11 protein-coding genes are annotated in these 15,557 nt (G+C 69.5%); 5 read left to right on the forward strand and 6 right to left on the reverse strand.

Annotated features, from left to right (window positions below):
* Nucleotides 1–325: 325 nt before the first annotated feature.
* The 3 genes from ABZV40_RS39430 to ABZV40_RS39440 form a co-directional block, all read right to left on the reverse strand.
* Nucleotides 326–3,103 carry an RICIN domain-containing protein gene (locus ABZV40_RS39430; protein ID WP_355454101.1) on the reverse strand — a complete coding sequence of 926 codons (2,778 nt, stop codon included), beginning with the start codon at nt 3,101–3,103 and terminating at the stop codon, nt 326–328.
* Nucleotides 3,104–3,346: 243 nt separating this feature from the next.
* Complete coding sequence (locus ABZV40_RS39435; protein ID WP_355454103.1) at nt 3,347–4,798, reverse strand: glutamate decarboxylase; 1,452 nt, start codon at nt 4,796–4,798, stop codon at nt 3,347–3,349.
* Nucleotides 4,799–5,054: 256 nt separating this feature from the next.
* Nucleotides 5,055–6,308 (reverse strand): FAD-dependent monooxygenase, encoded by a 1,254-nt coding sequence (locus ABZV40_RS39440; protein WP_355454105.1) that lies wholly within the window; start codon nt 6,306–6,308, stop codon nt 5,055–5,057.
* Between the two features lie 76 nt (nt 6,309–6,384).
* Between ABZV40_RS39440 and ABZV40_RS39445 the strand changes: the two genes are divergently transcribed.
* The 4 genes from ABZV40_RS39445 (at nt 6,385) to ABZV40_RS39460 (ending at nt 10,178) form a co-directional block, all read left to right on the forward strand.
* Nucleotides 6,385–6,948, forward strand: a complete 564-nt coding sequence (locus ABZV40_RS39445) for a TetR/AcrR family transcriptional regulator C-terminal domain-containing protein (RefSeq protein ID WP_355454107.1) — start codon at nt 6,385–6,387, stop codon at nt 6,946–6,948.
* 135 nt (nt 6,949–7,083) lie between these two features.
* Complete coding sequence (locus tag ABZV40_RS39450) at nt 7,084–7,692, forward strand: DUF4360 domain-containing protein (RefSeq protein ID WP_355454109.1); 609 nt, start codon at nt 7,084–7,086, stop codon at nt 7,690–7,692.
* A gap of 175 nt (nt 7,693–7,867) precedes the next feature.
* Nucleotides 7,868–9,082 (forward strand): GAF domain-containing protein, encoded by a 1,215-nt coding sequence (locus ABZV40_RS39455; RefSeq protein ID WP_355454111.1) that lies wholly within the window; start codon nt 7,868–7,870, stop codon nt 9,080–9,082.
* A gap of 91 nt (nt 9,083–9,173) precedes the next feature.
* Entirely contained in the window at nt 9,174–10,178 is a 1,005-nt protein-coding gene (locus ABZV40_RS39460; protein WP_355454113.1) for a zinc-dependent alcohol dehydrogenase, read from the forward strand.
* Between the two features lie 61 nt (nt 10,179–10,239).
* Here the strand turns inward: ABZV40_RS39460 and ABZV40_RS39465 are convergent, their stop codons facing one another.
* Nucleotides 10,240–10,503, reverse strand: a complete 264-nt coding sequence (locus ABZV40_RS39465; protein WP_355454115.1) for a hypothetical protein — start codon at nt 10,501–10,503, stop codon at nt 10,240–10,242.
* A gap of 128 nt (nt 10,504–10,631) precedes the next feature.
* Nucleotides 10,632–11,066: a DUF6069 family protein gene (locus ABZV40_RS39470; RefSeq protein WP_355454117.1), complete on the reverse strand. Its 435-nt coding sequence runs from the start codon at nt 11,064–11,066 to the stop codon at nt 10,632–10,634.
* 113 nt (nt 11,067–11,179) lie between these two features.
* Here ABZV40_RS39470 and ABZV40_RS39475 point away from each other — a divergent pair, with 113 nt between their 5' ends.
* Nucleotides 11,180–11,761 carry a helix-turn-helix domain-containing protein gene (locus ABZV40_RS39475; protein WP_355454119.1) on the forward strand — a complete coding sequence of 194 codons (582 nt, stop codon included), beginning with the start codon at nt 11,180–11,182 and terminating at the stop codon, nt 11,759–11,761.
* A gap of 187 nt (nt 11,762–11,948) precedes the next feature.
* Here ABZV40_RS39475 and ABZV40_RS39480 read toward each other — a convergent pair whose 3' ends face one another.
* Nucleotides 11,949–15,509 (reverse strand): S8 family serine peptidase, encoded by a 3,561-nt coding sequence (locus ABZV40_RS39480; RefSeq protein ID WP_355454121.1) that lies wholly within the window; start codon nt 15,507–15,509, stop codon nt 11,949–11,951.
* Nucleotides 15,510–15,557: the final 48 nt, after the last annotated feature.

Below are 15,557 nucleotides of genomic sequence, written 5' to 3' on the forward strand. Positions count from 1 at the left end.
CCAGCAGAACGCGGAAACGCCGCAGCGCCGGAAGGTGTTGTGGATGAAGGGCGCCTTCTTCCACACCAGGTGGAGGAAGGCGCCCTTCATCCACAACACCAGACGGCGAGTCGCGAACACGACTTCCGGCTACCTGCTTAGCGGTGTAGGTCGCCGTCTGGCCGTTGCGGCAGTACGAGACGAATGTGTTGCCGGTCTCGCTGGTTCCGCCGACGGCCTGCACGAGAGGACGCGCGTCGGAGCCCTCCGGAGCGGGTTCACCCGCCAGTTCGTCGAGTTGCGCGACCGCACCGGAGGCGTGCGGTGTCCCAAGTGGATGGTGTGATCAGTTCAGCAGACTCCATTGCTGGTTCGCACCGCCGCTGCACGACCAAAGGATGATTTTTGTGCCGTTCGCGGTCCCGGCACCGTTGGCGTCCAGGCACAGGCCGGACTGCACGCCGGTGATGGTGCCGTTCGCGTTGACGTTCCACTGCTGGTTGGGCTGACCGTTGCAGTCCCAGATGATCACCTGGGTACCGTTCGCGGTTCCGGCGCCGAAGGCATCGAGGCACTTGGTGCCGTACACCTGCAACTGCTTTCCGGAGGTACTGCTCCAGCGCTGGTTGCCGCCGCCGCCGCAGTCCTGCAGCTGGACCTGCGTCCCGTTCGCGGTGCTCGAGCTCGGCACCTCCACGCATCGGCCGGACTGGACGCCGACGAGCCGCGAGCCAGGTCCGGGCGGGCCCTGCCAGAGAGCCGAGTTGCCGAAGTTGGGGGGTTCAGGTTCGTTTCCGGCGCCCACGGTGTCGGTGGTCGTGACGGTGATGGTGGCGTCGGGCAGTCCCGCCGAACTGGCCGTGATGGTCGTCGTGCCGGCGTAGTAGGAGCGGAACTCGACGGCCGCCTTCCCGTCGAACGCCTGGCGGCCGGGGGTGAAGGTGTACGACTTGCCGCCGGGCAGGATGCCCGGACCGCTGGTGACGGTCAGCTTCACGGTGCGGGTGTCGTTGACCCACGCGCCTGAGGCGTTGCGCATGGTCACCACGAGCTGGGTGTCCGTGCTGCCGTCGTCGGTGACGGTCACCGCTGAGTTCCTGCCCGTTTCCAGCGTCATGGCGGTCGCGGTGGCCCGTGTGGACTGTTCGCGGGGGACCGGTGCCGGGTCGGCGATGTTGGTGGTGCCCGACCACTTCGCCTTGTTGGCCCGGTACCAGTACCACTGGTCCTTGGGCAGCCGGTAGTAGTCGATCATGCCCATGCGGGCGTAGCTCGGGTCCATGATCGTGCCGTGGTCGAAACCGGCCCAGATGGCCAGCCCGGCGCTGCCGGTGGTGAGCTTGAACCTGGTCCCGTCACCGGGGTCCTTGACGTCACCGTAGGTGGGGTCGTAGGTACCGGGGCGGTCGGAGGTGTACGACCCGTACTCGGACACCATGTTCGGCATCCACGTGTTGGTCATCTTCCCGCCGTCCCCGTTGTACCCGGCGACATCGCAGACCGAGAGCTGGTCGAGCGAGTTGCGCTGCACGCCGCCCAGGGCCGCCTTGCGGGTCGGGTCGAGTTGGTGCGAGTAGTCGCGCATCCTGCTCGCCAGCGCCCTGGCCTTGTCCGCCGTGGCCGAGGAGGTGAAGAACACCTCGTTGCCCATGGACCAGTTGATGATCGAGGGGTGGTTGCGGTTGACCCTGATCATGTCGCGCAGGGCGTCCAGGGCGCTCTGTTCGAAACCGGCCTGGTCGGCGGTCTTCTGCGGGTAGCCGTCGGCCTCGTAGTCGCTGACCGTGCCGGTCGGGGTCGGTTCCCGGCCCGCGGTCGCGGTGGCCCAGAAGGGGGCTTCCGACCAGAACATGACGCCGAGCTCGTCCGTGGCGTCGGCGAAGGACGGGTCGTGCGGGTAGTGCGAGCCGCGGACGAAGTTCATGCCGGCCTCGCGGATGGAGCGCACGTCCCGCTCGAAACCCGAGTCGGTGACGGCGTTGCTCCAGCCACCGTGGTCCTGGTGGACGTCCGCTCCGACGAGCGGTGTCCTGACACCGTTGAGGTAGAAGCCGTCCACCTTCCACTGGGCGCTGCGGAAGCCGAACGTCGTGCTGTAGGTGTCGACGACGCTCCCGCCGACCACGATGGACGTGGTCACCGTGTACAGCGCGGGGTTGTTCGGCGCCCAGAGGTCCAGCCCCCGCACCATGGCGGCGGTGTCGGAGAGGGATCCGCTGAGAGCGTCGAGAGTGGCCGTGGTCGCCGCTCCGATCGTCCGCGCGGGTGAGCTGAACGTGGCGAGAACGGTGCCCGAACCCTGCCTGCGCACCTCCTGCCGAGCCTGCACGTCGACCGCCGCGGAGCTGTCGTTGCGCACCTCCGTCTGCACCCGCACGTTCGAGCGGCGGGTCGCGACGTTCGCGCGCAGGTCGCTGTCGCTCGGGTACTGCGACAGGTCGATGTTGCGGTAGTGGGCGGCATTGCTCGTGTCCCACATCGGATTGGTGAGCGCGGGCGTCGTGACGAACGTGCCGGCCCAGGCGACGTGGACGTTGTCGGTGACGTTCAGGAAGACGTCCCGGTAGATGCCCCCGCCGAACTGGTGATCGCCGGTCCGCGGGGCGAGGTCGGCCCGCCACCGGTTGTCCACGCGCACCGCGATCACGTTGTCACCGGTGCGGACGGCGTTCGTGATGTCCAAGACGAACCCGGTGTATCCCCCGCGATGCGTACCGATCATGGTGCCGTTGACCCACACGTCGGTGACCGAGAACGCGCCCTCGAACTCCAGTTCCACGCGCCGGCCGCTCCAGGACGAGGGAACCGCGAAGTGCTTGCGGTACCAGCCCGAACCCACGTAGAAGGACCGCCCACCACTGGCACCGCCCACGTCGTAGGGCGCGTCGAAGCCGTGCGGCAGAGCCACCGGCACCCAGCTCGAGTCGTCGAAACCGGGGTTCTGGCCGCCTGCCACCTCCGAGCGGACGAACCTCCACCCCCGGTTGAAGTTGATCTTCTGCCGGGGTGTGACGTCGGCCTGGCTCGCGACGGCCCGGGCGTCCGCACGGGCCGCCGCGGGTGTCACCACCAGCCCTGCGATACCCACCAGCACAACGGTCAGGAAGAAAGCACATCTCTTCACGGTGTCTCCACACGGCCAGGGCGGCGGATGGACACTGTCAATCGGACCTGCACGTGCAGTGGGTGCCGACACCGAACGGGTCGGCTCTGTCGAACCGGTTCGACTGGAACGTACGCTGCTGGCCTTTCACCGGTCAAGCGGCAGTCGCCCTGATCGTTCGGCCGTGCCTGCCCGAGTTCGAACCAGGTGTGCTGCCGGCATCGTGAGCAACACCGGTCTCGCGGGCGAATCGCTCCACGCGGATCAAGCTGCCGGAGCAGGAGGACGAGGTCCTGCGCCGGGCGACGGCCGGCCCGAGGCCGCGCCGTGGGAGAACGTCGCGCTGTCCGGGCCGTGCTGGACCTCGTTCTGGCGGCGCAGCCGGGGCAGTTCGCGGGCCAGGTCGGCGAGGAGCAGGTCGGCCAGGTCGTGGGTGAAGCCGTTGCGCACGACGATGCGCAGCACGGCGAGGTCCTCGCGATCGGCGGGGAAGGTGTAGGCGGGTACGAGCCAGCCGTGTTCGCGCAGCGCGGCGGACACGTCGAACACCGAGTAGCCGTCCTCGCCGTCGGCCAGGGTGAAGGCGAACACCGGTAGCTGCGTGCCGTCGGTGAGCAGGCGGAACGCGCCGAGGCCCGCGATGCGGTCGGCGAGGCTCGACGCGACCTCACGGGAGTACTGCTGGACGCGCCGGTAGCCGTCCATCCCCAGCCGCAGGAAGTTGTAGTACTGGGCCACGACCTGTGCGCCGGGCCGGGAGAAGTTCAACGCGAACGTGGGCATCTCGCCGCCCAGGTAGTTGACCTTGAAGATCAGATCTTCCGGCAGCGCCGCGGCGTCGCGCCAGACGACCCACCCGACGCCGGGGTAGACGAGGCCGTACTTGTGGCCGGAGGTGTTGATCGAGGCGACGCGCGGCAGCCGGAAGTCCCACTCCGGCTCCGGGTCGAGGAACGGTGCGACCATCGCGCCGGACGCGCCGTCCACGTGCACCGGGATGTCCCAGCCGCGTTCGTCGCGCAACCGGTCGAGGGCGGCGCAGATGTCCGCGACCGGCTCGTAGCTCCCGTCGAAGGTCGAGCCCAGCACCGCGACGACCCCGATGGTGTTCTCGTCGCAGTGCTTGACCGCCTCCTCCGCCGTGAGGTGGTAGCGGTCGCCCGCCATCGGCACCAGGCGCGCCTCGACGTCCCAGTAGTTCGCGAACTTCTCCCAGCAAACCTGGACGTTGATGCCCATCACCACGTTGGGACGCTCGGTGGACAGGCCGTCACGCCGGCGTCGGTGCTGCCAGCGCCGCTTGAGCGCGAGCCCGGCCAGCATGCACGCCTCGCTCGAACCGGTGGTGGAGCAGCCGGTGGGGCGGTCGAGGTCCTCGGCGTGCCAGAGCTCGGCGAGCATCCTGACACACCGCTGCTCGAGTTCGGCGGTGCGCGGGTACTCGTCCTTGTCGATCATGTTCTTGTCGAAGCACTCGGCCATCAACCTGCGTGCGTCGTCGTCCATCCAGGTGGTCACGAACGTGGCGAGGTTGAGCCGGGCGTTGCCGTCGAGCATCAGCTCGTCGTGCACGATCTGGTAGGCCGTGCCCGGATCGAGCTCACCCTCCGGGAGGCGGTCGCGTGGAATCGTGACGGGCTCCTGCGTGAACACCGGGTTGATCCCGAGCTCCGCGCGGTTCGAGCGGTGGTCGCCCGAGTGCTCTGGCAACGGCATGAGGAGACTCCTGGTCAGCTGTTGGGCGGACGCGGCGGTGCCCGTCCACGTGCACCATCTCGCCCGGCTCCATCGGGCGCCAGCCGGGGTCCTCGTCGACGACTACCCGATCAACGGAATCCTGCCCGCGTCACGGTTGGAACGCCCAGGGACGACGCACGGCCGCCGCTCGGGGGAGTGGTGGCCCGGAACACCGCGGAAAAGGCGGCCGGGGTCGAGACAGCGCTCGGGCACCGTTCCGTCTGGCGGTGAGTGATCAGAGGGGGCACCGGGCCTGGTCCGGGGCCTCCGGCAACCGCCAGCCGCCGCCGCGGTCGTCCTTCGCGAAGCGTGCGGCGAGGTCCGGGACGTGCAGGAAACAGGCGAGCGCGGTGGCCGCCTGGAACGCGTTGATCGCGAACCGGGACGTCGGCATTCCCAGGCGCAGCAGGCGCGGGTTGACCTCGCCCTGGATCTCGTCGACGAACGGCCGCAACGTCGTGTCGTAGCCGGCGAACGCGGCCGGCAGGTCGTCGGGGCGACGGTTGATCTCGCCCGCCAGCACATGAGCTCCGACCAGGCCGCCGGAGACTCCCATGCCGCTGTACGGCGAAGCGCAGTGCGCGGCGTCGCCCGCCAGCACCACGCGGCCCTTCGACCAGGTGTCCGTGTGGACCTGGACGACCTCCTGCGAGTAGAAGAACGGGCTGTCCTTCATGCCTTCGACGAAGCGCTCGGTCTGCCAGCCGGCGTCGCGGAACCGGTCGGCCCAGAACCTCTGCTGCTGCTCGACGGGGGCGCGGTGGATCGCGGAGGCCTCGGCGGACTGCTCCCGCAGCACGAAGTACACCTGGGTCTCGTCCGGGTTGTGGCTGCGGCGCATGATCTGGCGGCCGCCCGGCACCATGTAGGTGTCCCGGATGTTGCTGTCCGACGCGATGCGCGGGACGAACCAGTAGGCCAGGTGGATGCCGAGGCGCCGGTAGGGGTCGAAGCCTGGTGGCAGAAGCGACTTCCTGATGCGCGATCCCTGGCCGTCCGCGCCGATCAGCAGGTCGAACTCGCCGGACGAGCCGTCGGAGAAGTGCGCGACGACCTCGTGCCGGTCCTGTTCGAACCCGTCCACGCTCTTGCCGAAGACGTGCTCGGCGTCGTCCTTCGTCGCGTCGTGAAGGATGCGCACCAGGTCACCGCGCATGATCTCGTACTCCGACGTCAGGGTCTGGCGGCCTTGGCCCGAGGTGTTGGCCATGATCGTCGCTTTGGCCCTGCCGTGCGCGTCGATGAAGGCGACGCCGGCCTCGTCCACGAGCGCGTCCCGGACGGCGTCGAGCAGTCCCATCCGCCGCACGGCCTCGATGCCCTGCCCTCGCAGGTCGACCTGGGCGCCGGTGGCTCGCAGGACGGGGAAGCGCTCGGCGACGGTCACCTCGTGCCCGCCTCTGGTGAGCCAGAAAGCCAGTGCCTGTCCCGCGATCCCGCCTCCCGCGATGAGGACGCGCAGCGGCCGCGTGGACGATCCGGTGGTCATGCCGGCTCCAAAATCTATCGGTGAAAGGTTCCTTTCCAGATTTCTCTATCACCGATAGGTTGTCAAGGTGACCAAGATGAACCGCGAGACCGTCATCGCCGCGGCGCTCGACCTGCTCGACGAGGTGGGGCTGGACGCGGTGAGCACGAGGCGGCTGGCGAAGCGGCTGGGCGTCGAGCAGCCGTCGCTCTACTGGCACTTCCGCACCAAGAACGACCTGCTGGCCGCGATGGCGGAGGCGGCGATGGAGCCTCATGCCGCGCAGGCGCTTCCGGAGGTCGGCGACGACTGGCGCGAGTGGTTCGCGGAGAACACGCGAAGCTTCCGGCGCACGTTGCTGGCACGCAGGGACGGCGCGCGGCTGCACGCGGGCACCGCTCCCGTCGCCGACCTCGACAGGATCCGCCACAAGCTCGACTTCCTCGTGGCCTCCGGTGTGCCCGAGCACCACGCGGGCACGGCGATGCTGGCCGCCGGCCGTTTCACGGTCGGCAGCGTCCTGGAGGAGCAGGCGGACCTCGGCGCCGCCGCCGAGCTACCCGCCGACCTCCCGGTGATCGATCACGAGTCGGCGTTCGAGGCGGGACTGGCCCTCATCCTGGGAGGTCTGGAGCAGCTCCGCTCCAGTCGTCCTCGCTGAGGCACGGGGTGGGCAGGACACGGGAGGACCGATCGTCAGGTAATCGCAAGGCGGCGGGCAACCCACCAAGCCGCCGTCATCGGGTTGGGTACATCTTCGCCGCCGCTACCCAGCGTACGAGCCGGAAGGTGTCCAATGATCCACGCGATTGTCGCCACGGCCATGGCGATGTCCACCGTCGTCCTCCCGCAGGCCGACGTCCCGCCACCCGGCGCGGTCACCATCGACATGATCAACGGAAGCGGCTGCCCCAAAGGCACGACCTCGGTGTCGGTGTCACCGGACAACTCCGCCTTCCACGTGGTCTTCAGCAGCTACGCGGCCAAGGTCGGCCCCGGTGCCGCGCCGACTGACTTCCGGAAGAACTGCCAGCTGAGCATCAGGGTGAACGCGCCGGAGGGCTTCGTCTACGGCATCTCCGAGGTCGACTACGCCGGCTACCTCCACCTCGAACGCGGTGCCACCAGCACCCTGAAGTCCAGCTTCTACTTCCAGGGCATGGCGGACACGGGCTACCGCAGCCACACCTGGCAGGGCCCGGTGGACGACCAGTGGCAGGCCACGGACGTGGGCTCGCCGATCATCTACCCGCCCTGCGGCGTGAACAGGAACCTCAACATCAACACCGAGCTGCGGGTCAACGCGGGCACGTCGGATCCGAAGAAGGCGAGCTTCATGGCGATGGACTCGCTCGACGGCTACGCCAAGACGGACTACTTCTTCTCCTGGAAGCGTTGCCCGTAACGGGAAACCTGGTCGCAGGCCCGGAACCTCGACGGCTCCGGGCCCGACGACTGCGCTCGTCGACGCCGATGCCGTTCTCGCGGAGTGCGAGACACCCGAGGCGAGGGCCTTCCGGCTGTCCGGCGGAGGACGTTCGGCTCTGAGCGCGGGCTCTCGTCAGCGGTCGGATTGATGTGTGGCGACGGCGATGGAGCTGCTGAGGGCACACGAGTTGTTCGTGTGCACGGAGACGGTGCTCCCGTTCGTCCGGCCTGTGGTCGCCGACTCGTGGCGCAGGTGCGTCACCGGGCGCGCGAGCCGGGACGACCACGGGTTGCCTTCGGTGTGGATGGGCGCCGATGAACTGGCGGACCACCGCGCGCAACATCCGCTGGCATCTGCGCTGCCGGTGTTCGACTCGTTGCTCGGCGGCCCGGCCGACGACAGCGGGCACGTCTTCGCGATCAGCGACGCCGACGGGACGCTGCTCTGGGTCCGCGGACGCGCGGTCGCGCTCGAGCGGGCGGAGCGGATGAACTTCGTCGAGGGTGCGGGCTGGTCGGAGTCGTCGGCGGGCACCAACGCACCCGGCACCGCTCTCGTCGTGGGGCATCCGGTGCAGGTCTTCTCCGCCGAGCACTACAACGAGGTCGTGCATCCGTGGTCCTGTTCCGCCGCACCGATCCGCGACCCGGTGAGCGGGCGGATCCTCGGTGCCGTGGACATCACCGGTGACGAGAGCGCCGCCGGCCCGTACGCGCTGGCTCTGGTGCGGGCGGTGGCGATGGCCGCGGAGGCGGAACTGGCCGGCCTGAGGAGGCCGGTGCGACCCGGTGTGCGGATTCGTGCACTCGGCCGGGACGCCGCTGTGCTGGAGGTCGACGGGCACGTCCGGACGCTCAGCCCGCGGCACAGCGAGATCCTGGTCGTCCTCGCGCTGGCACAGCGCGGCCTGTCCGCGGGCCGCCTCGCCGTCGAACTGTCCGAAGTGGAGCTCGGCATGTCGACCGTGCGGGCCGAGATGTCGCGACTGCGCGCGGTGCTCGGTGACGCGCTGCTCGGCTCGCGGCCCTACGCGCTGCGCCGGCCGGTGAGTGCCGATTTCACCGGCGTGGTCGCGCTGCTGGCCGAGGGGCGGGTGCGCGACGCGATGGCGATCTACGACGGACCGCTGCTGCCGTCGTCGGATGCTCCGTTCGTGAGGGAGTACCGCATCGCACTCGAACAGCAGATCCGTGGTGCCGTGCTGGCCAGTGGTGACGTGCAGCTGTTGCGCCGCTGGGTGAGCGCCGGCTGGGGAGCCGACGACGCCGCCGCCTGGCAGGCCCTAGCCGCGCACCTGCCGCGAGGTTCCGCCGCGCACGGGGCCGCGGTGGGGCGTGCTCGTGGCCTGCTCGTCGGAGCACCCTGATCGCGGCTGGTTGCAGCGTCCCTGCAGCGTTGGCGCGCCTAGCGTGATCACTCCCTTCCAGGAGAGGAAACCTGCGGTGAAAGCAGCGGTCGTGACCAACTTCAGCAAACCGTTGGAGATCCGGGAGTTGCCGGTCCCCGAGCCCGCCCCTGGCTCCGGTCAGATGCTGGTGCGGATCGAGACGTCCGGGCTCTGCCACACCGACATCCATGCGGCGCACGGCGATTGGCCGGTCAAGCCGGTGCCGCCGTTCATCCCCGGCCACGAGGGGATCGGCCGCGTCGAGCGCGTCGCCGACGGTGTCTCAGCGGAGTGGGTGGGCAAGCGTGTCGCCATTCCGTGGCTCGGGTCGGCCTGCGGGAGCTGCCGGTACTGCATCTCCGGCTGGGAGACGTTGTGCGAGAGCCAGGTCAACAGCGGGTACTCCGTCGACGGTGCCTACGCCGAGTACGCACTCGCGTACGCCAACGGCGTCGTCGAGGTTCCGGATGCCGTGTCCTCCGTGGACGCGGCTCCGCTGACGTGCGCCGGGGTGACGACCTACAAGGCCGTCAAGGTGGCGAGAGTGGTGCCGGCGGAGCGGGTGGCGGTGTTCGGCATCGGGGGCCTCGGGCACATGGCGGTGCAGTACGCGCGCCTGGTCGGTGGCCTCGTGACCGCCGTCGACATCGAGCAGGGCAAGCTCGACCTCGCCGCGGAGCTCGGTGCGGACCACCTGGTGAACGCGGCGGAGACCGATCCGGTCGAGGCCATCCGCGAGGTGGGCGGTGCCGACGTGGCCGTGGTGCTGGCCGCGTCACCGAAGCCGTTCGCTCAGGCGTACCGGTCACTGCGGCGCGGTGGTCGGCTGGTGATGGTCGCGCTGCCCGCGGACGACGCCGCCATCACGGTCCCGATCTTCGACACCGTGCTCGGCGGCATCTCGGTCATCGGTTCGATCGTGGGCACCCGCGCGGACCTGGCCGAGGTGTTCGCTCTGCACGCGGCCGGGCGCACCAGGGTGATCACGCAGACGCGCTCACTGGACCAGGTCAACGAATCCTTCGACGACGTGCTCAACGGCCGGGTGCCCGCGCGGCTCGTGTTCGAGCTCTGACGTGGCTCCGCCGTGTTCGTGTGCCGGGGTGAGGGTCTGGCCGCTGCCTCGCGGGTGCGGCTCACAGGTTCTCGAGCAGTCCGGCGACCTCGCGGGGGTGAGCGGACGGGCTGGTGGTCCTGACGCCGTTGCTCCAGCCGAGGTCCTCACCCCAGCGCAGCACACGACCACGATCGATGACCAGTTGGCCGCGCATCGGCCGGGCAGGTGTGAGATCCAGGACGATCTGCGCGACGTCGATTCCTTCGCGGGTGAGCCGGTCGACCACCTCGTCGAAGTATCGTGCGACGGCGACTGGGGTGCGGACGGCGCCGGTCTGCTGCACTGGGTGCCTCCTGTGGGGCCAGGTGAACGCCCACACTCTCCGTCGTCTGGAGCAGTCCTCCCAGAGCACAAAGTCACGTCGTGACAGGGGCTCTCGCGGCGGCGCCTGCTCACCGGGCCGGTGCCGCCTCAGTCGGTTCCGATCGGCAGCACCCGCGTCAGCACCGGCACTGCGGCAGCGGCGACGACGGTGTGCATCGCCATCAGCGCGAGTGAGTTCACCGCGGTGGCGCCTGCCGCGAGGATGCCCAGGTCCGGAATCCACGAGAGCACGACGACCGCGGGCACCAGAACGCGCAGGACGCGCCGCGGGCGGCGGGCGGAGCGTCGCACGAGGTACCAGCCCAGCGTGCCGAGCAGGATGCCGATCACCGCTGCCGGCGCGTGCTCGGCCAGGGCCAGGCCCGTGCGCGGGGCTCCGGCGGGGATGAACTCGCCCGCGAGGAGCGCGATCAGGGAGTTGACCGCGATCGAGACGGCCGCGGCGCCGAGCAGGCCGACGACGATCTTTCGTGCACTGGGCGAGAGACCCGCGGAACGAGCGGGGACACCGGTATCGGCCATGAGCCCTGTCCTTCGGTAGGCTGATTGCAAGTGGGCACTTGCATTTACCGTAGGGTGGAGCTCTCGCCAATGCAAGTAGCCACTTGCATTGTTCGGCGATCGAGGAGGCGTGCTTGGCCGGCCGGGTGTCCGACGAGACGGTGTTCGACGCGGTGCTGGCCGTGGTCGCCGAACAGGGCTACGAAGGGGCCACCACCCGCGCGATCGCCGATGCCGCCGGGATCAACGAGGCGACGTTGTTCCGCCGGTTCGGTTCCAAGGCGAACCTGTTGCGCCAGGCCGTGCGCGGCAGCTTCGCGGAGTTCGCGCTCGACCTCGGCTCACCGGGCGACGACGTGGCCGCCGACCTGCTCACGATCGTGAACTACTACTCGCGGCTCTACGAGACGCGTGGAGGGCTGGTGCTCACCCTGATGCGGGAGGCCGAGTTCAACCAGGAGGTGGCGGCGGTGCTCGGTGAACCGGAGTCACTGCTGGAACGGGTGGACGAGGTCGTCCTGCATCACCAGCGGCGAGGGGCGCTGGTGGCGGAACCGCCGCGGCAGACGTTCTTCGCCCTGGTCGGCCCGGTGATGATGCGGGCCGTCGCGAGGCGGGTCGACCGGCGGGCGACTCAGCCGCCCGTCGATCCCGAGGTCGTCGTGCGGCGGTTCCTCCGCGGACACCGGCCGGACGCCACAGGTCCAGCCACCTGACGCGCAGCCCGCACCGAGCCCGGCAGCACGCGGCACAACCGCGATCGCTCACGTCGAAATCCACCGACATCGATCACGGTTCGACTGCCGTCCCAGAGCCCGGCCTCAAGCCTGGTCTTCTGCCGTCCGCGTGATCCGACTGCGCGGCGGACGCTGTCGCGACCGCCGCGCAGTCAGGAACTGCGGGTCAGTTCACCTGGTAGGCCCTGATGACCGTCTGGGTCACCGTGTTGCCGTCCTGGTCCGCGGCCTTCGCGCGCAGCGACACGAACCCGGATGCCGGGTTCTGGACGACCGCCAACCAGGTGCCGTTCGCGCGCAGCACCGGCACTTGCTGCCAGGTCTGCCCGTCGTTGGTGGACACCTCGACCTGGTTCGGCTCGGCCTTGCCGCCCTGTGCGCCCGGCTGCCGGTCGATGCGGAACGGCACCGGGAACAGCGCGCTGCGGGGCGCGTGGTTCGTCAGGTCGAGTTTGGGGTCGAAACCGATCGTCAGCAACGGCAGTGGTGTGGCGGCGGTCGTGTGCTCGGACCGGAAGCCCCATTCCACGCTGACCTTTGTGGACAGCGGCCATCCCGGGTTGTTTCGGTTCGCCTCGGCGGTGAGCCGGTAGTTCGCCGCGCCCGCGGTCACCGTGAACTGCCCGCTGCCGGGCTGGCCGCTGCGGGCGATCTCCTTGCCGTCGGCGTAGAGCACGGTGTCGCCGGTGTCACTGGAATCGGGGAACCCGGAGTGGCCGGCCGAGTCGGAGAACAGCGGCAGATGGGCGTTGATCTTCTCGCCCGTGCGGTACGCCAGGTGCGGCTCGGTCGAGAAGAAGCCCACCGACCCGGTGACGCCCGGCCCGATCACGGCCTTGCCCCAGTCCACAGTGGTCTTCTCACCGGGCTTGAAGGCCCGCTTGGCGGCCTCGTAGTCCTGCGTGGCACCGCCGGCCGACACGCTCACGGAGTTCGCCCAGGTTGCGGGGGAGTAGTACTCGGTCCGCTCCCGGGGAAGCGGAGTCGGCGTCGACTCCAGCGCGCCCTCCAGGTCGTACTTCCCGTCGGTGGCGAACATCGACGCGTAGCCCGCGCCGTCCACCGGCGCCCGGTAGGTCGTCTTCACGGTGGCCAGGTCGCTGTTGCGCGGCCGGTAGGTCACGTTCGCCGGGATGTCCCCGTAGCTGGGGAACACCAGCTCGTACCGGTACGGGCTCACCGGCAAGCCGGTCAACGTCACGGACGCGTTCGGCAACTTCGCCAGCCGAGCGCCCTCGGGGCTGAACGTGGCCGTCAGCGGCAATGGCGGCGTTTCCGTCAACCGCACGGGGCTGCCGGAGAAGCGGAACAGTGCGGAGTTCGCACCCGCCTCGGCGATTGCCCGCACCCGTGGGCTGAACTGGAGGCTCTCGCCGTCGCCCACCGTGAAGACCGCCAGTTTGCCCTTGATGTCGGCCGCCGCGATCTCGCCGGGGGTGGCATGCCCGACGTCCACAGTGGACAGCGCACGGGTGTCGGTCGTCTGTGGCGAGCCCGGTACCCACTCCACGGGGACCTCGAACGACTCGGGCTTGTCGACCGTCAGCCGGACCTGGGGCCGTTCGAGCTTCATCCGGTCGAAGTACCGGAATTCCTTGGTGTGCTTGGTGGTGGGCGCGGCGTAGTCGTTGTTGTCCGACATGCTGTAGTAGCCCACGCCACGCGCACCGGTGTCGATGACCATCCCGTTCGTCCAGGAGATCGGGCGGGCGTCCTTCTCGTCGGTCTGCACGGTGATCTTCTTGCCGCTCCTGGCGTCCAGCGTGACCACGGTGTCCTTGTGCAGGTCGACCTCAGGGTCGGCCACCCTGGTGCTCGTCGGCAGGGGCTGACCGGGCACCACGGTCTGGATCGTGCCCATCACGGCGTAACGGCCAGCAGGCAGCCGCACGGTGCTGTTGTTGCCCATCAGGTCGAAATCGTCCTGGCCAGTGCCCAGCGCGACCCACATCGCGCTCGCCAGCAGGCCGTCGGCCGGCGCATTGCCGTTCTGGTCGACCAGCTTCGTCGTCAGGTCGTAGCTCTCCGGTTCCTTGTACGCGCCGACCGGCGTCTGGATCACCGTGTCACCGGCGTCGCTCCTGGCGACGAGCCTGCCGCCGTAGACGCCGACCTGCGCGGCGGAGTGGTCGAAGGTGACCGACACCGTCGCCTCGCCGTTGGCGGGCACCACGACCTGGTCGGCGTTCGTGCGGAACGCCGGGACGTCCATGCTCAGCCGCAGCGAGACCGGCGCGCTGCCGGTGTTGCGGTACGTGATCTGCTTGGTCAGCGCGGGCTGGTTGTACGGCCACCGCACGAAACCGAGGCTCAGGCTGCCCGTGCTGGGGGTGATCGTCTGCCTGGACGCCCGGCCCACGTCGAGCCGGCCGGCGCCCTGCTGGTAGATCGTGGCGTCGATCGGCGTTGCGCTGCCCATCAGCGCGGCCTTGATCCGCTGGCCGGTCCAGTCCGGGTGCTGCGCGGCCAGGATCGCCGCGGCACCGGCCACGTGCGGCGTCGCCATGGAGGTGCCGCTCAGCCGCGCGTAGTGCTCGTCGACGGCACGGTCGGCGAGCGTTCCCTCGGCCCGTGCGGCCACGATGTCCTCACCGGGCGCGGCGATGTCCGGTTTCACTGCGTAGTCCTTGAACCGCGGTCCGGGCTGCGAGAAGCTGCTGTACTTGTCCTGCTTGCTCACGCTGGCCACGGCCAGCGCGGCGTCCGCGGACGCCGGGCTCGAAACCGGCGTCCGCTGACCGTAGTTTCCGGCCGCGACCACGAACAACGTGCCCTTCTCGGCCGAGAGCCGGTTGACCGCGATCTCCAGCGGGTCGCTGACGCCGTCGCCGGGGCCGCCACCCAGACTCATGTTCACGACCTTGGCGCCGCTGTCCGCGGCCCACTGCATGCCCGCGAGGATCGCGTCGAACGAGCAGCCGTTGGTCTGGCAGACCTTGCCGATCAGCAGGTCCGCACCCTTGGCGACGCCGGTGTACTTGGCGCCGCGGCCGGCGACGGTCGAGGCGACGTGTGTGCCGTGCCCCACCTTGTCGACGATGCCTTCGCCGGTGAAGTCCTTCTCGCCCTTCACGATCCCGGCCAGGTCGGGGTGTTTCGGGTCGTAGCCGGTGTCGAGGACCGCGACGGTCGCGCCCGCACCGGTGTACCCGGCCTGCCAGGCGGCCGGCGCGCCGACCTGCGGCACGCTCACGTCCAGTGAGGGCTGAACCTTGCCGTTGAGCCAGATCTTGCCCGCGTCGGCCTTGTCGAACAGTTCCGCGGCCTTGTTCTTCGGCGTGGCCACCGAGGAGAGCCCGACCGCCGGCAGGTCACGGGTGATCTTGCCGAGCGTCCGGGCGCCTTTGGACTCGACCAGCAGCGGGATCTCGGACGTGTGGACGTCGTCGTAGCCCAGGTCGATCAGACCGGTCACGTCGAACAGCTTGCGATCCAGTCTGCCCGCCCGGATCAGCGGCTCGGCGACCGACGGGATCACCGTGACGCCCTTGGCGCTGACCGACTTGACGAACCGCACCGGCCCGAGCCGGGCGGCCGGCTGGATCTTCGCGTCCCAGGTGCCGTCCTTCCTGGTCACGGTCACCTTGTCGCCGGTGATCAGCGTGACCGTCCTGGGCGCCTCGGCGGGCGCGGGTGTGAGTTGTTGCGCGGCTGCCGGTGAGACGGCCACGCCGGTGGCCACCACGGCGAAGACCACCACCGCATGGATGAAACGGCGTTTGAGCACAGATCGCCCCTCGTGACGTCGGCTGGTGTTCCCCCAGTACCTCTATGA

The organism is Lentzea sp. NPDC004782 (assembly GCF_040609115.1).
Taxonomy (GTDB): Bacteria; Actinomycetota; Actinomycetes; order Mycobacteriales; family Pseudonocardiaceae; genus Lentzea.